Below are 16,471 nucleotides of genomic sequence, written 5' to 3'. Positions count from 1 at the left end.
GCCGGTTTTGCATTTCAACGACCCGGATCACATCTGGTCGATCATGTCCTGGGCGAACTGGGAGCAGGAACGCAGGGTGGCTCCTTCCATCAGACGCTCGAAGTCATAGGTGACGGTCTTGTTGGCGATGGCCGCTTCCATCCCCTTGACGATGAGGTCAGCCGCCTCGGTCCAGCCCAAGTGGCGCAGCATCATCTCGGCAGAGAGGATGAGGGAGCCCGGGTTGACCTTGTCCTGGCCAGCGTATTTCGGCGCGGTGCCGTGGGTGGCTTCGAACAGGGCAACGCCATCGCCGATGTTGGCGCCCGGCGCGATGCCGATGCCGCCGACCTGGGCCGCCAGCGCGTCGGAGATGTAGTCACCGTTGAGGTTCATACAGGCGATGACGTCATACTCGGCCGGGCGCAGCAGGATCTGTTGCAGGAAGGCATCGGCGATGACGTCCTTGACGACGATGGTCTTGCCGGTTTTCGGGTTCTTGAAGGAGCACCAGGGGCCGCCGTCGATGAGCTGGGCATCGTACTCTTTCTGGGCCAGGGCATAGCCCCAATCCTTGAAGGCACCTTCGGTGAACTTCATGATGTTGCCCTTGTGCACCAGGGTCACGGAGTCGCGATCGTTGTCGATGGCGTACTCGATGGCGGCACGGACCAGACGCTCGGTACCGGCCTTGGACATGGGCTTGATGCCGATGCCGCAGGACTCGGGGAAGCGAATTTTCTTCACGCCCATCTCGTTTTGCAGGAAAGCAATCACCTTCTTGGCTTCATCGCTGTCCGCTTTCCACTCGATGCCGGCGTAGATGTCTTCGGCGTTCTCGCGGAAGATCACCATGTCGGTCAGCTCGGGGTGCTTGACCGGGCTCGGGGTCCCTTCGTAGTAACGGACCGGGCGCAGGCAGACGTAGAGATCCAGCTCCTGGCGCAGGGCCACGTTGAGGGAGCGAATACCGCCGCCGACCGGGGTGGTCAGCGGGCCCTTGATGGCCACGCAGTATTCACGAATGAAATCCAGGGTTTCGGCCGGCAGCCAGGCACCTTCGCCATAGACATGAGTCGACTTCTCGCCGGTATAGATCTCCATCCAGGCGATCTTGCGCTCGCCTTTGTAGGCTTTCTCGACCGCAGCATTCACCACATTCAACATGGCCGGGGTCACGTCCACACCGATACCATCCCCTTCGATAAACGGAATGATGGGGTTGTGGGGAACCTGCAGCTTGCCGCTGGCATCGACTGTGATTTTCTGGCCCTGGGTCGGGATAACTACTTTGCTTTCCATCGGCATCTCCTAACTTCCGTTTGTTATCAATCTGATCGTTGCGCGCGGCCATCTTAAGCCCATCCATTTGCATAATCAAATAGCGGGCGTGCATGTCAGACCATAGTCGGGGAGTGGATCACAGTGCGCCTGAGGATCCCCTACTCCCTCGCTGCCCTCTGGTCCTGACGAGGCGCAGGCCCCGTCCATCCGGACCTCTTCCTCTAGTGATGACAGCGTCTTCCTGCCCTCGCCGCCCCGAAGGCGCCATTCCCCCAAATCCCGTTCGCCTTTACATCGTCGTAACCCCTTTGGCGAGGCAAGGCGCGCCGGGGGACAGGCAGCCGGATCCGGACTAGGCTCTTTGCCAGTGATCGGGGCGCCCGGGGCGTGGCCGGTCATGAAGAGAGCACGACAACAAGGAGAACACCATGTTTATCGTCACCAACCGGATGGTCAACGAGCAGGGCAAGACCCCCAGCGAGATCTTTGGCGAAAAACCCGCAGAGGGCCCCAACGAACTGCGCCTCGCCGAGGCCCGGCGTCAGGGCAAGCAGTGGCAGCTGGACCTGCTGCCGGATCAGATCACCGCCGAGATGGCCGCCAGCGTCGGCCTTGACCCCGACCTCCCCCACCCGGCCAGCGCCTATGTGGCGCGCAAGCTGCTGGAGCGCTGCGCCGGGACCGGCAGCACGGCCAAGCAGAAGCTCAAGACCGGCAAACACCTGCTGCTGTTCGTACACGGCTTCAACAACGATCTTGACGATGTGCTGGAGCGAGCCGCGGGGCTCGAGGCCCGGTACGGCGTCGAGGTGCTCTGCTTCAGCTGGCCCGCCAATGGCGGCGGCGCCCGGGGCGTGCTGAGCTACAAGAGCGACAAGCGCGATGCCCTGGCCTCGGCCGGTGCCCTTGACCGGGTGCTGGAGAAGATGAAGGGGCTGCTCGACGAGTTCAACGGCCAGTATGTGACGCAGCTGGAAGAGAAGGCCCAGAAGAAGTTCGCCGACAACGGCGAGGCCTGGGATCGCTACTTTGCCAAGGAGGTGAACAAGCGCTGCCCCTTCACCATCAATCTGCTGCTGCACAGCATGGGCAACTACCTGTTCAAGCACCTGCTGGGCAGCACCACCTACCACGCCAACCAGCTGCTGTTCGACAACATCATCATGGCCGCGGCCGACACCAACAACGAGCTTCACGCCCAGTGGGTCGATCGCATCCAGTGTCGCAACCGCCTCTACATCACCATCAATGAGCGCGATGGTGCCCTGATGGCATCACGCATGAAGATGGGGGAGCAGCAAAAGGCGAGGCTCGGCCACTACACCCGGCGGCTGGATGCCAGAACGGCCACCTACGTGGACGTGACCAATCAGCCCCATGTGGGGGACTCTCACGCCTACTTCGAAGGGGATGCCCTCGCCAACGAGAAGGTGCTGCGCTTCTTCCACACCGTCTTCAACGGCGGCATCGGCGAGAGCGCGGAGCTGTTCGATGCGGCCCAGAACCTCTATCGCCTCTAGCCACTGCGCAAAAAAAACCACCGCCCCGAACAGGGCGGTGGTTTTTCATTATGCGCTCACTTGGTGGCTACAAGGCCGCCAGGGGCTAGTGTTCTGCCGCTTCCGGCTGGGGCGCTTCGCTGCGCTCCCGTTGCAGTTCATCGACCCTGGCCTGCCATCTGTCCTGGGCCTGTTTTTGCCCCTGGGACTCGAATTCCTGGCGCATGGTGTCGATTTTTTGGTCAAGTTTTTCCATCAGGATGTCTCCTTACATCTCGGGTTACACACTGGCTGACGGCACTGTTTGGCCAACCTGCTCACCCGATTGGACACCAGGTTTTCCCCAATTGTCCAACAAAATAAACGATTGATTATGCAAAAACCAATCTAGAAAATGGGTTGAAGCTCCTTATGAAACCTCATCACCCACCCTGAAAACGCCTGATAAAAACACTGTTTTTGCCATTTATATCAATATCTTGATATTTATCACTCGCTCAATGACGCCCTTGAGATCGGCATGACGAATGTATGCACATTTTTTTTCACAAAAACGCCCCGCTCTCCGGATTCTGCGACCGGAAAGGCCCCCTTTTCCATCCAAAAATACGATGGGTTATGACACAACCCATCTCTTTAATGGATAGATAATCCCCAATCCCGGCCCTGCGGCTTGCCAACCCGACCACCAGCAGGTTCGCTTGTTACCCATCCGGGCATATCCCGCCCCACTCCCGCCCCGATAAAATGAAGCCGCACCACGCCTGCTGAGCGGGTTGTTGCCGCCCTCATCCCCTCTCGTCGGAGTCATGACATGGATCTCTTCTGGTGGTTTGCCCTGCCCGTCGCCGCAGGCACCTTCTATGGGTGCTATTTCTGGAACCAGCGCCATGCCCAGCCCGACTGGCTGCGCCTGCCTACCCGCGCCGACTACCTGCACCAGCATCCCGAATGCGCCATCGACGATGAACTGGGGGCGCGCTGCTGCGCCTGCGGCTCCGACAAGGTGCTGGGCCACCCCCAGACCGGCTGGCCTGATCATCGCTTTCGCCACACCTGCCTCGCCTGCGGCAAGGCGCTCTTTCGCACCGAAGAGCCCCCGATATAAGTATCCACATTCGCCCTTTTTGTATGGCGATGTATGGCGATGGCAGATGCTGACACCCGCGAAGCAGCAAAGAGCACGCGCTCGGGACAGGGAGACATCTCAGATGGAAAAGGATTTAACCGCACTGAAGCGCAAGTGGCTCAAGAAGCATCTGCAAGCGCTACGGGCAGCAAAAGACGAGGAAAAAAAAGTAGGTATGCCAGGGTTTGTCGGCATCCTGTGCGCCCTGCTCCCCTTGCTGACAGCGGCTATCTATTTGGTCGGGATGCGATATTACCACGGCTACCTTGACCGCTTCGGCCTTGAATACACCGAGTTCTCCCAACCTGCGGATGTCACTCTTTTTCACGGATTCCTTCTGCTGCTACAACTGCTCTTGCCTTACGTGTTCCCTCTCGTCATGACAGTTGGAGTGCTCTTTACCATGCTCTCATGCCTGTTTTTCAAGGTGAGGTGGCGCTTGACTCTCTCATGGTGGGTGATCCGCTTTTTTGTTCTGCTTCCCATCGTGATGAAGGGTGGGAAAATTGCCCGCACCTATCCCGCTCCATTTACATTTAGCTGTCTGATTTGGTTAAAGAATACCTATTTGAAATTTGCACTTTTCATGCTTCCTATCCTGTTGGTCATCTGGGCATCTGAATACACCAGACCCATGGGGGAGAAAGAGGCTAACAAGCAGATCACCCACCTCGAACAAGGTAACTGGCCAGAGAGTAAGGCCCATAGCCAGTCCCCTCTGCTGGGGGATGAACCCCATATCCGCATCGGCTGCAACACCTCCCACTGCGCCTATCGCCTCAAGGGGGGTGACACCCTGATCCTGCGCCTCGACCAGATAACCGAAACCCGCTACCAGCCTGACAAGGCCGCCCCGAAATAGACGGCATGGCGCAGGCGTCCTGACAGGGAGAGCGCCGACCAGGTCAGAATGGGTTGTCGTTTGTGACCCTCTTTCGTACTATTGCCCGCCACTGCGAACCCCCTTTTCCGGCCCGGGCGTCACGCACGGCGCGGGCCCACAAACGGATAGCGATCCCATGACATCTCTGACCCACTGCTCGGTGCTGGCGATGACGCTGGTTGCACTGCCCGCTCTCGCCTCCGGTGACGGTGACGGGTGCGGCTTCTGGCTCACCGACTGCCCTCTCCCCACCTATCCGCTCTATCTCAACGAGAACGACACCCGGGGCAACCTGCTGATGCTGCTGGGGGATGCCCAGCATCACCCCCTCCCCTTCACCCTGCCGGCGGATCCGCTGAACGAGCGCAGCCAGCCGCTGTTCTACCTCACCCGCCTCCCCCAGCCGGAGGAGGTGGAGGACCCGGCGCTGCGCGAGCAGCTCGGCAGCCGGCTGGCCGCCTACGACCCGTCCCTCCCCCCGCTGCTCGAGCACTACGCGGGCCACGACTCCCTCTACGGCCACGCCATCTCCAACTCCCTCTCCTCGGTCAGCGCGTTTCTGGACGCCCTCGAGCAGAGCGAGGTGCCCGCCCCGGAGCGCACGTCGCTGCTGCGAAGCCGTCTGCTGATCCTAGGACAACAGGAGAGCCCGGCCCCCGCTACCGAAATGAGCGATGCTGCCCTTGAGTGGCAGGGGTATCTGCAGGCCGCCCGGCACTTCTACGAGAGCCGCTTCGAGGAGGCCCGCGCAGGCTTTGCCGCCTTGCAGCAGGCCAAGGCCCCCTGGGTGGCCGAGAGCGCGACCTACATGGTGATGCGCACGGAGATCAACCTCGCGATGAAGGAGGCGAAGGACGAATACGGCGATCAGGACGTGACCAGGAGCGACAAGGAGGCCCTTCGCCGCGCCATGGCCCAGGGTCAGGCCTATCTGGCGGCCTACCCGCAAGGGCGCTACGCCAGCTCGACCAGAGGACTGTTCAGACGCATCCAGTGGATGGCCGGCGATCTCGGCGCCCTGCGGGATGCCTATGACGAGGCCATGGCAACCCGCCAGCCCTTGCCGGCGCTGGAGGCCCTGGTCAACGAGATCGATCTCACCCTGCTCAGTGGCGATGCCTATCGCCATCAGGCGGCCTATCAGGACTCGGCCCAGCCGGCGCTGCTGTTCGTCAATGCCCTGCGGGGTCTCAGACCGACCTATGAGCGGCCGCGGGACTGGCAAGATGCCCAGCTGGACGACGCCATCGCGCACCTGCAAAAAACCGGTCACCAGGCGCAGGCGGCCTATCTCAAGGCCTACGCCCTCTTTTTGGACAAGCAGTTCGAGCAGGTGCTGGCCCTGCCCTCCCCGGGGCAGGAGGACGCCACCCTGGCATTCAGCCACCAGATGCTGCGCATCTGGGCCTGGCAGGGAATGAAGGCCTTCGACAAGGCCGAGCAGGCCCTGATGGCGCTGGTGGCCTCCCCCCTGGGTCAGGCCCAGCAGGCGTTCGTGGAGAACGTGCTGGCGGATCACTGGGTGCGCACCGGCAACACGGCCGCCATCTTCCAGCCGGGCAGCCCCATCACCCAGCTGCGCATCCGCGCGGCCGTGCTCAAGCAGGAGGCCGAACCCGCCCTGTTGCGCCAGCAAGCCAGTCAGGGCCCGAGCGCGGCGGAGCGGCAGATTGCGCTCCATACCCTGCTGGTGCGGGATCTCATCGCCAGCGACCCGGCCACCTTCTTGCAGGATGTGGCCCTCATCCCCGCCGATTACAAGGAGGCGACCCCTCCCGCCGACGCGCCCTGGGAGCCCGTGCCCAACGGGGATGTGCGCCTCTCGGCGTTCCAGTGGCGCGGAGAGGGGACGCCCCAGGGCTACCACTGCCGGGATCTGGCCCAGACCCTTGGCACCCTGGTGCAGCGCCCCGACGATGGTCATGCCCTCAACTGCTTCGGGGAGTACCTGCGCAGCCGGGATCCCCATATCGACCTGTGGCAGGATCGCGAGATGATCTGGGGGCTGGCGCAAGACGAGCGCCCCACGTTCCCGAGTCGCCTCGCCCTCTATCAGGCCGTGATGGCCAACCCCAAGGCAGAGCCCGAAGACAAGAGCTATGCCCTCTATCGCGCCATCCAGTGCTATGCCCCCTCCGGCTACAACAGCTGCGACAGCCAGGAGATCCCCAAACGCACCCGGCAGGCCTGGTTCAACACCCTCAAGCAACGCTATGGCAACTCGGTGTGGGCCAGATCCCTCAAATACTACTGGTGAGCCATGAGCAGACCCCCTGAGCGCGCACTGTTGGCGCTGCTGCTGACGGCCCTGGCCACCCCCCTTGAGGCCAGTGTCGATGCCAGCGCCTATCACGGGTTCTGGCTCTGGTCCGCCACCCGCCACCAGCCGGTACTGGAACAGGCCAGCACCCTCTATCTGCATCAGGGGGAGATCCTGGACAGGCCCGGCGGCCCCCGCTTCGTCAAGCTGGGGCGGGTTCCCTCCCCCCTCAAGGCCGGGCAGGTCTGGCTGGTGGTGCGTGTCAACGCCCTCCCCCTCTCCCCCGCCCACGAGCAGGTGCTGGTGCGCCTCTACGAGGGGTGGCGCGCGGCCGGGGCCAGGGTGGCGGGCATCCAGATCGACTTCGATGCGGCGACCCGCCAGCTAGATCGCTATGGCAACGCCCTGCAACAACTGCGGCGTGCCCTGCCTCCCGGGTGCAAGCTCAGCGTGACGGGGCTGCTCGACTGGGCGAAAACGGGGGACGTGGCAGAGCTCAATCGCCTGCCCGTGGACGAGCTGGTGATCCAGACCTATCAGGGCACGCACACGGTGCCGGGCTATCAGGCCTATTTGCCCGCCATGGCGCACCTGACCATCCCGTTCAAGGTCGGGCTGGTGCAGGATGGGGAGTGGGATCCCGCCTGGCAGACAACACTGGCCGCCTCCCCCCATTACCGGGGCGAGGTGGTCTTCCTGCTCAACCGCCCGGTGCCGATCCCGGAGACCAGCGCCCCTGTTCCCCGGCATGACGCCCCCTGAGACGCGGGTGAACCCTATCGGGACACAGGGGCAAGGGCGTGCCCACGGCAAGCAGCTGTGGCCGACCCAGATCCGGCTGGTGGCATCCACACCGGGCGAGATGCCGTGCGAGAGGAACACCGCCCGAGCCACCACATCGGTCAAGCCCGCCATCGTGCTGCGCGGCGCGCGCCGTCACAAACAGGAAGAGAAACAAGGATGACGTATGTCGAGATGAACCCCGCCCACCTGCCGCTGGCCCTGCTGCTGGAGGCCGATCCCGCCGCGTCGCGCATCGCCGCCTACCTGCCCGGGGCCTGGGGCTTTGCCGCCCTGGCGGACAACGAGGTCGTGGGGGCCTGCGTGGCGGGCCTGGTGGGGGAGCAAACCGCCGAGATCTTCAACATCGCCGTTGCCCCCAACCGCCAGCAGCAGGGCATCGGCTCCGGCCTGCTGCGCTTCGTGCTGGAGACCCTGGCCGGGAAGGGGATAGGCCGCGTCGAGCTCGGTACCGGCAGCTTCGGCCACCAGCTCACCTATTACCATCGCCACGGCTTTCGCGTCCATGCCGTCGTGAAGGATCACTTCCTCATCCACTATCCCGAGCCCCTGATGGAGCACGGCATCCAGCACAAGGACATGCTGCGCCTCTCCCTCGCACTGGCGCCGGACATCGCCTCCCCCTGACCCGAGAGGGAAGCCCCGCTCTCCCCCTGATGGCCGCCCCCTGTGGTACACTCCGCCATCCCCTGTTTTTGGTAGGCATGCGATGAAATCAGCCCGTCCCCGTCTCTCCCTCTCCGCCCGCCCTGACGCAGGCCGCACGGCCAGCGGGCCCACCACGGTGCACCCATCCCAACGCCGGGAGGCCCGGCACGCAGGGAGAGTCAACGAGCGCAAACCGGCCCCCGCCCCGGCGGATCGCAAGCTGCTGCTCCTGAACAAGCCCTACATGGTGCTCTGCCAGTTCACCGACGAGGCGGGCCGCGAGACCCTCAAGGATTACATCAAAGAGCCCGGCATCTATGCCGCGGGCAGGCTGGATCGAGACAGCGAAGGGCTCTTGCTGCTCACCAACGACGGCAAGTTGCAGGCACGCCTCACCCAGCCGGGAGAGAAGACCCCCAAGACCTACTGGGTGCAGGTGGAAGGCATCCCGAGCGAGGAGAAACTGGCGGCCCTTCGCGCCGGTGTGGAACTCAACGACGGCATGACCCTGCCCGCCGGGGCGCGCATCATGGATGAGCCTGCCGTGTGGCCACGCAACCCGCCCATACGCGAGCGCAAGGAGATCCCCACCTGCTGGCTCGAGATAACAATCGTGGAGGGGCGCAACCGCCAGGTGCGGCGCATGACCGCCCATATCGGTCACCCCACCTTGCGCCTCATCCGCTATGCCATCGGGGAGTGGACCCTCGATGGGCTGGCGCCGGGAGAGAGCCGCGCCCTGCCCGCTCCCGATCTGGCACCCGCGCCACGACCAGCCGCCACGCAAGGCAAACCACGGGCATCCGCCGCAGCCGGGGACACTGGCCGCAGCGCCCCCCGCACCGCCCGGCCAACAGATCAGGATCCAGCCCAGGGGCGGGAGCGCCGCGGGGCAGACCCGCGCCCCGGCAATCGCAGCGGCGGGCGCACCACCGCCCGCCGTCCGGCTCGCACCAAGCCCTCTGAATGAAGGCGACTGCGGATCTGCATCGAGCGCCCCCGCCGGGGCACAGCCAACAAGACAAGGAGTCCTTATGAGCGATCACCCACCGCTGCCCACCCGCCTCACCGTGGCCGCTCTGGTGCACTGGCAAGGGCGTTTCTTGCTGGTGGAAGAGGAGATTGCGGGCAAGCGCCGCTTCAACCAGCCCGCCGGCCACGTGGAGCCGGGAGAAGATCTCATCCAGGCGGCCTGCCGCGAGCTGAAGGAGGAGACCGGACTCACCGCCGCGCCCACCGGCTGGCTCGGGGTCTACCTCTTCAAACCGGCGGACAGCGAGGCCACCTTTGTGCGCACCGCCGTCATCTTCGACCTTGAAAAGTCGCCCGGTCAGCACCATCCAGAGGATCCCGACGGTGACGTACTGGCCTGTCACTGGCTCAGCCTGGCGGAGATTGCCGAGTGCAAGCCCGCCCTGCGAAGCCCCCTGGTGTGGCAGTGTATCCAGGACTATCTGGCAGGCACCCGCCTGCCGCTGTCGGCCCTCAAGGCCTTCATCTAAGCGCCATTGGACGCTCTTTTTGACGCTATGGGGCCGAGACAAGAAAAACGATTTCCCGCCGCCGGGCTTCCAAGGGGAACGGCGGCAGGGAGATGTGACCGGGGGCGCAAAACTCTGGTAGAATACGCCCCGTTTAAACGAACTGGTAACTTCGACTAATGACAGACAACAGCCAAATCAAGGTGATCGTCGGCATGTCCGGCGGCGTGGATTCTTCCGTCTCGGCCTACCTGCTCCAGCAGCAGGGCTACCAGGTCGAAGGCTTGTTCATGAAGAACTGGGAAGAAGACGACACGGACGAGTACTGCTCTGCCGCCCAGGATTTGGCTGATGCCAAGGCCGTCTGCGACAAGCTGGGGATGAAACTCCACACCATCAACTTCGCCGCCGAATACTGGGACAACGTGTTCGAGCACTTCCTGGAAGAGTACAAGGCGGGTCGCACCCCGAACCCGGACATCCTGTGCAACAAGGAGATCAAGTTCAAGGCGTTCCTGGAATTCGCCGCCGAAGAGCTGGGGGCCACCTACATCGCCACCGGCCACTATGTGCGCCGTGACGACAGCACCGGCCGCCCGCGCCTGCTGCGCGGCCTCGATACCAACAAGGATCAGAGCTACTTCCTCTATACCCTGAGCGAAGCCCAGGTGGGTCAGAGCCTGTTCCCGGTCGGGGATCTGGAAAAACCCGAGGTGCGCCGCATCGCCGAGCAGCTGGATCTCATCACCGCCAAGAAGAAAGACTCCACCGGCATCTGCTTCATCGGTGAGCGCAAGTTCAAGGACTTCCTGGCCAAGTTCCTGCCCGCCCAGCCCGGTCCCATCGAAACCGTGGACGGCAAGATCATCGGCGAGCATCAGGGGCTGATGTACCACACCCTGGGCCAGCGCAAGGGGCTTGGCATTGGCGGTCGCAAAGATGCCACCGAAGAGGCCTGGTACGTGGTGGACAAAGAGGTGGAGCGCAACACGCTCGTGGTGGCGCAAGGGGAACACCCCCGCCTCTACTCCGACGGCCTGGTCGCAAGCCAGCTGCACTGGGTGGATCGCACCCCCATTCGCGCGCCGCGCCGCTGCACCGTCAAGACCCGCTATCGGCAGGAAGACATCCCCTGCCTGATCCAGCCCATCGACGACGAGACCATCCGGGTCATCTTCGACGAGAAGCAGGCTGCGGTGACCCCGGGCCAGTCCGCCGTCTTCTACGACGGGGAAGTGTGTCTGGGCGGCGGCATCATCGAACAACGTTTCAGCCATCCGGTTTGAGCCAATAGCAGAAGGCAGCCTACGTGAGCGATACATTCCAAGGCCGGATCATGACCTGCTGCGGGCATCTGCCAGTGAATGAACAGAACAGGGCCGTGAAGATATGAGCGACAAATTCCAAGACAGAACCATGGCCTTCGCAGGCATCTGCCAGGCCGCCTATCTGGTGCAGAAAGTGGCCCGTGACGGCTCCTGCGACGAAGCCTCCCTGCGCGAGAGCCTGCAAAGCATTCTGGTCACCAACCCCACGCAGCCGCTGGAAGTGTTCGGCAGCCACCTGGCCATTCGCGACGGCTATCGCGCCCTGGTGGAACAGCTGGGGGCCGACGGCAGCCAGAAGAATGCCGAGCTGACCCGCTACGTGGTGAGCCTGATCGCGCTGGAGCGCAAGCTCGCCAAGCGCAAGGACATCCTCAACATGCTGGGGGAGCGGATCAGCCAGATCGGCCGCCAGCAACAGCATTTCGATCTGCTCGACGAGCAGATCCTGGCCAACATGGCGAGCATCTACAGCGACCTTATCAGCCCCATCGGGCCGCGCATCCAGGTGGCGGGCACCCCGCTGTTCCTGCAGCAGCCCCTGGTGCAGCACAAGGTGCGCGCCCTGCTGCTCGCAGGCATCCGCGCCGTGGTGCTGTGGCGCCAGCTCGGCGGCAGCCGTACCCAGATCATCTTCGCCCGCAAGAAGATGGTGGAACTGGCCAAACGATTTTAACCCCCACACCAATCATCAGGAGTTCACCCCATGGAGCTGTCCGCGCTGACTGCCGTTTCCCCGATTGACGGTCGTTATGGCGACAAGGCCGATGCCCTGCGCCCTATCTTCTCCGAATTCGGTCTGCTGCGTTTTCGCGTCGAAGTCGAGGTGCGCTGGTTGCAAAAACTGGCCAGCCACGCCGGGATCCCGGAAGTCCCTGCCCTGAGCGAGGCAGCCAATGCCGTGCTTGACGGCATCGTCAGCAACTTCAACGAGCAGGATGCCGCCCGCATCAAACAGATCGAGCGCACCACCAACCATGATGTGAAAGCGGTGGAGTACTTCCTGAAAGAGAAGGTGGAAGTGAACCCGGAGCTGGCCGCCGTCAGCGAATTCATTCACTTCGCCTGCACCTCGGAAGACATCAACAACAACTCCCACGGCCTGATGCTGAAGACCGCCCGGGAAGAGGTGATCAAGCCTTATTGCGAAAAGCTCATCAGCGAGATCAAGCGCCTGGCCGTCGAGTACCGCGACATGCCGCTGCTCTCCCGTACCCACGGTCAGCCGGCGACCCCGAGCACCATGGGCAAGGAGATGGCCAACGTCGCCTACCGTCTGGAGCGCCAGCTCAAGCAGATCATGGCGGTGGAGCTGCTGGGCAAGATCAACGGTGCCGTGGGCAACTACAACGCTCACATCAGCGCCTACCCGGATGTGGACTGGCACCAGTTCTCCGAGGAGTTCGTCACCTCCCTGGGCCTGACCTGGAACCCCTACACCACCCAGATCGAGCCCCACGACTATATCGCCGAGCTGTTCGATGCCCTGGCCCGCTTCAACACCATCCTGATCGACTTTGACCGTGACGTCTGGGGTTACATCTCCCTGGGTCACTTCAAGCAGCGCACCATCGCCGGCGAAATCGGCTCCTCCACCATGCCCCACAAGGTCAACCCCATCGACTTCGAGAACTCCGAAGGCAATCTGGGTCTGGCCAACGCCGTGTTCCAGCACCTGGCGAGCAAACTGCCCATCTCCCGCTGGCAGCGTGATCTCACCGACTCGACCGTGCTGCGCAACCTGGGTGTGGCGGTGGGTTACTCCCTGATTGCCTATCAGGCGACCCTGAAGGGCATCTCCAAGCTGGAAGCCAACGCGGACGCCATGGCCGCCGATCTGGACGCCAACTGGGAAGTGCTGGCGGAGCCCATCCAGACCGTGATGCGCCGCTACGGCATCGAGAAGCCCTACGAGAAGCTCAAAGAGCTGACCCGTGGTCGCCGCGTCGACGCCGAAGGGATGCGCACCTTCATCGACACCCTGGAGTTGCCGGAAGCGGTCAAGGTCGAGCTCAAGAAGCTGACCCCGGCCAACTACATCGGCGACGCCCAGCGTCTGGTCGATCTGCTGAAATAAGTGATGTAACCGAACCGGCGGGGGCTCTGTCATGACGGCAGGGCCCCCGTTGATTTTGGCCCATTTGATATGATCACCCTCTATCGGGCCATTTCAGAGCCCTTGCCCAAGCCCGCCTTGGGCAAGCCCTCTCACAAGATACGAGAAGCACCATGTACCAACTCAATCTGGATATCGCTCACTTCCTCGAGCACTACTGGCAGAAGCGCCCGCTCCTCATCAAGGGCGGTTTCACCGACTTTCAGGATCCCATCAGCCCGGACGAACTGGCGGGTCTGGCCATGGAGGAGGTGATCGAATCGCGCCTGGTCACCCGCTTCAACAACCAGTGGGAGGCGGCCCACGGCCCCTTCGAATCCTACGATCACCTGGGGGAAGAGAACTGGACCGTGCTGGTGCAGGCGTGCAACCACTGGGTACCCGAGGTGCACGAGCTGGCGGTGCCCTTCCAGTTCATCCCGGGCTGGCGCTTTGACGATGTGATGGTGAGCTTCTCCACCCCTCACGGCGGTGTCGGCCCCCACATCGACAACTACGACGTCTTCATCACCCAGGGTCAGGGCAAGCGTCACTGGCGGGTCGGCGATGCCAAGCCCTTGAACGAGTTCGCCGCCCACGCGGCCCTGCTGCACTGCGAGCCGTTCGAGGCGATCATCGACGTCATCATGGAGCCGGGCGATATCCTCTACATCCCGCCTGGATTCCCCCACGAGGGCTACGCCATCGAGCCCTCCCTGAACTTCTCGGTGGGTTTCCGCGCACCGGACGCCAAGGCCCTTGTCTCCTCCTTTGCCGATCACCTGATCGACAACGAGATCCGCACCGAACGTTACGGCGACCCGGACCTCCAGCCCCGCGCCCGCCACGGGGAGATCCAGCCCCACGAGCTGCACCGCCTGCGGGAGCTGATGCAACAGGCCCTCGACGACGAGACCCTGTTCAAGGAGTGGTTCGGCACCATGATCTCCGAGGCCAAGCACGATCTGGACGTCAATCCGGTGGAGCCGGACTACAGCGCCGACGAGGTGGCCGACCTGCTGAGCCAGGGGGAGCCCGCCATCAAGGTGCCGGGGTTGCGCAGCGTCTGGTTCAGCGGCGAGAGCCGCACCTGCTACATCGACGGCGAAGCCTGGACCCTGCCAAGCGAGGATCCGGCCGCCATCGCGCTCCTGTGCGACAAGGACATCATCACCCAGGACGCGCTGGTGGAACTGGCCGATCAGGCGGGCTTCCTGCAACTGCTGACCCGGCTGGTCAACCGCGGCTACTGGTTCTTCGGCTGATCCAGAGGGCTGCCGCCCCTCCCGGCGTGCCGGGAGGGGCGCGTTTTTTTCCGCTGTAGGCCAACCGGCTCCTGCCTTGCGCTGCTTCGCCCTGACGCCACGGGAGGGAGTGACTACACTGGATGACGGCCAACGGCATCGGGCCGGATCGCCCCGGCAAGGGGGCCCTGTTGTTTGTCATTTAACAACATGGGATCGGGCAGGATGCGGGGCCAGAAATGGGAACCAAATGGCCTCAGTTGCGGAAAATCAATTATTTTAGCCCCTAAAATGAGCTGTGAGCGAAAACGTTATCTTTCAAATTGAGGCCGTTTTCGCTCAAAACGTTGTTTCTGGATCATAAAAAGTATCCAAAAACTGGTGTATATTGCACGGCGGAAATTCCTTAACCATGAAGACTGACATGAAAAAGACCAAAATCGTCTGCACCATCGGTCCCAAGACCGAATCCAAAGAAATGCTGGGCAAGATGCTGGATGCCGGCATGAACGTCATGCGCCTGAACTTCTCCCACGGCGACTACGCCGAACACGGTGGTCGCATCAGCAACCTGCGCGCTGTCATGGCCGAAACCGGCAAGCACGCAGCCATCCTGCTGGACACCAAGGGTCCGGAAATCCGCACCATCAAGCTCGAAGGCGGCAACGACGTCTCCCTGGTCGCCGGCCAGACCTTCACCTTCACCACCGACCAGACCGTGGTGGGCAACAAAGACAAAGTCGCCGTCACCTATGCCGGTTTTGCCAGCGACCTGCGCGTCGGCAACCGCATCCTGGTTGACGACGGCCTGATTGGCCTGGACGTCATCGAAATCACCGAGCGCGAAGTGATCTGTAAAGTGCTCAACAACGGTGACCTGGGCGAGAACAAGGGCATCAACCTGCCGGGCGTCTCCATCAAGCTGCCGGCCCTGGCCGAAAAAGACAAGCGCGACCTCATCTTCGGTTGCGAGCAAGGCGTTGATTTCGTTGCTGCCTCCTTCATTCGCAAGAAAGAAGACGTGCTGGAAATCCGTGAGCACCTGAAAGCCCACGGCGGCGAGAACATCCAGATCATCTCCAAGATCGAAAACCAGGAAGGCCTGGACAACTTCGACGAGATCCTGGCTGTCTCCGACGGCATCATGGTTGCCCGTGGCGACATGGGTGTCGAGATCCCGGTGGAAGAAGTGATCTTCGCCCAGAAGATGATCATCGAGAAGTGCAACAAAGCGCGCAAAGTGGTCATCACCGCCACCCAGATGCTGGACTCCATGATCAAGAACCCGCGTCCGACCCGCGCCGAAGCCGGCGACGTGGCCAACGCAATCCTGGACGGTACCGACGCAGTCATGCTGTCCGGTGAGTCCGCCAAGGGCAAGTACCCGCTGGAAGCCGTGACCATCATGGCCACCATCTGCGAGCGTACCGATGCCGTGATGCCGTCCAACCTGTCTGCTGCCAACGACAGCAACAAGCTGCGCATCACCGAAGCGGTCTGCAAAGGCGCGGTAGAGACCTCCGAGAAGCTGGACGCCCCGCTGATCGTGGTTGCCACCGAAGGCGGCAAGTCTGCCAAGGCCATTCGCAAATACTTCCCGAAAGCCTGGATCCTGGCCATCACCACCAACAAGAAGACCGCTGCCCAGCTGGTGCTGACCAAGGGTGTGGTTGCTCACGTGGTTGACTCCATCGCCTCCACCGACGACTTCTATCGCATCGGCAAAGAAGCCGCGCTGGAAATCGGCATGGGCGTGAAGGGTGACGTGGTTGTCATGGTCTCCGGTGCCCTGGTACCGAGCGGTACCACCAACACCGCCTCCGTTCACGTACTGTAATCAGTC

The 16,471-nt window shown here is 62.6% G+C and carries 16 protein-coding genes; 14 read left to right on the top strand and 2 right to left on the bottom strand.

All coding sequences use genetic code 11. The annotated features are described in order from the left end of the window. Window positions 1–27 precede the first annotated feature (27 nt). Complete coding sequence (gene icd, locus C2U30_RS21585) at window positions 28–1,281, bottom strand: NADP-dependent isocitrate dehydrogenase (RefSeq protein ID WP_010673630.1); 1,254 nt, start codon at window positions 1,279–1,281, stop codon at window positions 28–30. Window positions 1,282–1,691: 410 nt separating this feature from the next. Here icd and C2U30_RS21580 point away from each other — a divergent pair, with 410 nt between their 5' ends. Continuing rightward, window positions 1,692–2,783, top strand: a complete 1,092-nt coding sequence (locus C2U30_RS21580) for an alpha/beta hydrolase (protein ID WP_103244513.1) — start codon at window positions 1,692–1,694, stop codon at window positions 2,781–2,783. An 85-nt stretch (window positions 2,784–2,868) separates the two neighbouring features. Here the strand turns inward: C2U30_RS21580 and C2U30_RS22835 are convergent, their stop codons facing one another. Next, on the bottom strand, window positions 2,869–3,018 hold the full coding sequence (locus C2U30_RS22835; protein WP_010673628.1) for a hypothetical protein: 150 nt from the start codon (window positions 3,016–3,018) through the stop codon (window positions 2,869–2,871). A gap of 558 nt (window positions 3,019–3,576) precedes the next feature. Between C2U30_RS22835 and C2U30_RS21575 the strand changes: the two genes are divergently transcribed. The 13 genes from C2U30_RS21575 to pykF all read left to right on the top strand — a co-directional run bounded on the left by C2U30_RS21575 (window position 3,577) and on the right by pykF (window position 16,465). After that, window positions 3,577–3,870 carry a hypothetical protein gene (locus C2U30_RS21575; RefSeq protein WP_042879347.1) on the top strand — a complete coding sequence of 98 codons (294 nt, stop codon included), beginning with the start codon at window positions 3,577–3,579 and terminating at the stop codon, window positions 3,868–3,870. Window positions 3,871–3,973: 103 nt separating this feature from the next. Then, window positions 3,974–4,753: a hypothetical protein gene (locus C2U30_RS21570; RefSeq protein ID WP_103244748.1), complete on the top strand. Its 780-nt coding sequence runs from the start codon at window positions 3,974–3,976 to the stop codon at window positions 4,751–4,753. A gap of 157 nt (window positions 4,754–4,910) precedes the next feature. Continuing rightward, window positions 4,911–7,031 (top strand): hypothetical protein, encoded by a 2,121-nt coding sequence (locus tag C2U30_RS21565; RefSeq protein ID WP_103244512.1) that lies wholly within the window; start codon window positions 4,911–4,913, stop codon window positions 7,029–7,031. A gap of 3 nt (window positions 7,032–7,034) precedes the next feature. Beyond that, window positions 7,035–7,796, top strand: a complete 762-nt coding sequence (locus tag C2U30_RS21560; protein ID WP_103244511.1) for a DUF3142 domain-containing protein — start codon at window positions 7,035–7,037, stop codon at window positions 7,794–7,796. Between the two features lie 7 nt (window positions 7,797–7,803). Continuing rightward, the gene (locus C2U30_RS21555) at window positions 7,804–7,998 is read left to right on the top strand and encodes a hypothetical protein (RefSeq protein WP_199767306.1); all 195 of its coding nucleotides are present in this window, start codon (window positions 7,804–7,806) and stop codon (window positions 7,996–7,998) included. Further along, window positions 7,995–8,462: a GNAT family N-acetyltransferase gene (locus C2U30_RS21550; RefSeq protein WP_103244510.1), complete on the top strand. Its 468-nt coding sequence runs from the start codon at window positions 7,995–7,997 to the stop codon at window positions 8,460–8,462. The genes C2U30_RS21555 and C2U30_RS21550 overlap by 4 nt, the downstream gene beginning before the upstream one ends. 82 nt (window positions 8,463–8,544) lie before the next feature. Then, the gene (gene rluE, locus C2U30_RS21545) at window positions 8,545–9,453 is read left to right on the top strand and encodes a 23S rRNA pseudouridine(2457) synthase RluE (RefSeq protein ID WP_103244509.1); all 909 of its coding nucleotides are present in this window, start codon (window positions 8,545–8,547) and stop codon (window positions 9,451–9,453) included. A gap of 64 nt (window positions 9,454–9,517) precedes the next feature. After that, on the top strand, window positions 9,518–9,985 hold the full coding sequence (locus C2U30_RS21540; RefSeq protein WP_103244508.1) for an NUDIX hydrolase: 468 nt from the start codon (window positions 9,518–9,520) through the stop codon (window positions 9,983–9,985). Window positions 9,986–10,143: 158 nt separating this feature from the next. Then, complete coding sequence (gene mnmA / locus C2U30_RS21535; protein ID WP_010673619.1) at window positions 10,144–11,250, top strand: tRNA 2-thiouridine(34) synthase MnmA; 1,107 nt, start codon at window positions 10,144–10,146, stop codon at window positions 11,248–11,250. Between the two features lie 103 nt (window positions 11,251–11,353). Further along, window positions 11,354–11,965: a high frequency lysogenization protein HflD gene (gene hflD / locus C2U30_RS21530; RefSeq protein ID WP_010673618.1), complete on the top strand. Its 612-nt coding sequence runs from the start codon at window positions 11,354–11,356 to the stop codon at window positions 11,963–11,965. A gap of 30 nt (window positions 11,966–11,995) precedes the next feature. Continuing rightward, entirely contained in the window at window positions 11,996–13,366 is a 1,371-nt protein-coding gene (gene purB, locus C2U30_RS21525; RefSeq protein ID WP_010673617.1) for an adenylosuccinate lyase, read from the top strand. Window positions 13,367–13,518: 152 nt separating this feature from the next. Beyond that, on the top strand, window positions 13,519–14,649 hold the full coding sequence (locus C2U30_RS21520) for a ribosomal protein uL16 3-hydroxylase (RefSeq protein WP_049636809.1): 1,131 nt from the start codon (window positions 13,519–13,521) through the stop codon (window positions 14,647–14,649). A gap of 403 nt (window positions 14,650–15,052) precedes the next feature. Then, the gene (gene pykF, locus C2U30_RS21515; protein WP_010673615.1) at window positions 15,053–16,465 is read left to right on the top strand and encodes a pyruvate kinase PykF; all 1,413 of its coding nucleotides are present in this window, start codon (window positions 15,053–15,055) and stop codon (window positions 16,463–16,465) included. The last annotated feature ends 6 nt before the right edge of the window (window positions 16,466–16,471 follow it).

Source organism: Aeromonas sp. ASNIH5 (assembly GCF_002902865.1).
GTDB classification, from domain to species: domain Bacteria; phylum Pseudomonadota; class Gammaproteobacteria; order Enterobacterales; family Aeromonadaceae; genus Aeromonas; species Aeromonas caviae.
Note: the sequence above shows the minus strand (reverse complement) of the source record. Positions and strands in the feature narration are given on the sequence as shown.

Coding starts and splice junctions, on each gene's coding strand:
- C2U30_RS21580 (WP_103244513.1), top strand. CDS start 1,692: ATGTTTATCGTCACCAACCGGATGGTCAACGAGCAGGGCAAGACCCCC.
- C2U30_RS22835 (WP_010673628.1), bottom strand. CDS start 3,018: ATGGAAAAACTTGACCAAAAAATCGACACCATGCGCCAGGAATTCGAG.
- C2U30_RS21565 (WP_103244512.1), top strand. CDS start 4,911: ATGACATCTCTGACCCACTGCTCGGTGCTGGCGATGACGCTGGTTGCA.
- C2U30_RS21540 (WP_103244508.1), top strand. CDS start 9,518: ATGAGCGATCACCCACCGCTGCCCACCCGCCTCACCGTGGCCGCTCTG.
- icd (WP_010673630.1), bottom strand. CDS start 1,281: ATGGAAAGCAAAGTAGTTATCCCGACCCAGGGCCAGAAAATCACAGTC.
- pykF (WP_010673615.1), top strand. CDS start 15,053: ATGAAAAAGACCAAAATCGTCTGCACCATCGGTCCCAAGACCGAATCC.
- hflD (WP_010673618.1), top strand. CDS start 11,354: ATGAGCGACAAATTCCAAGACAGAACCATGGCCTTCGCAGGCATCTGC.
- C2U30_RS21575 (WP_042879347.1), top strand. CDS start 3,577: ATGGATCTCTTCTGGTGGTTTGCCCTGCCCGTCGCCGCAGGCACCTTC.
- C2U30_RS21570 (WP_103244748.1), top strand. CDS start 3,974: ATGGAAAAGGATTTAACCGCACTGAAGCGCAAGTGGCTCAAGAAGCAT.
- mnmA (WP_010673619.1), top strand. CDS start 10,144: ATGACAGACAACAGCCAAATCAAGGTGATCGTCGGCATGTCCGGCGGC.
- C2U30_RS21560 (WP_103244511.1), top strand. CDS start 7,035: ATGAGCAGACCCCCTGAGCGCGCACTGTTGGCGCTGCTGCTGACGGCC.
- purB (WP_010673617.1), top strand. CDS start 11,996: ATGGAGCTGTCCGCGCTGACTGCCGTTTCCCCGATTGACGGTCGTTAT.
- C2U30_RS21520 (WP_049636809.1), top strand. CDS start 13,519: ATGTACCAACTCAATCTGGATATCGCTCACTTCCTCGAGCACTACTGG.
- C2U30_RS21550 (WP_103244510.1), top strand. CDS start 7,995: ATGACGTATGTCGAGATGAACCCCGCCCACCTGCCGCTGGCCCTGCTG.
- rluE (WP_103244509.1), top strand. CDS start 8,545: ATGAAATCAGCCCGTCCCCGTCTCTCCCTCTCCGCCCGCCCTGACGCA.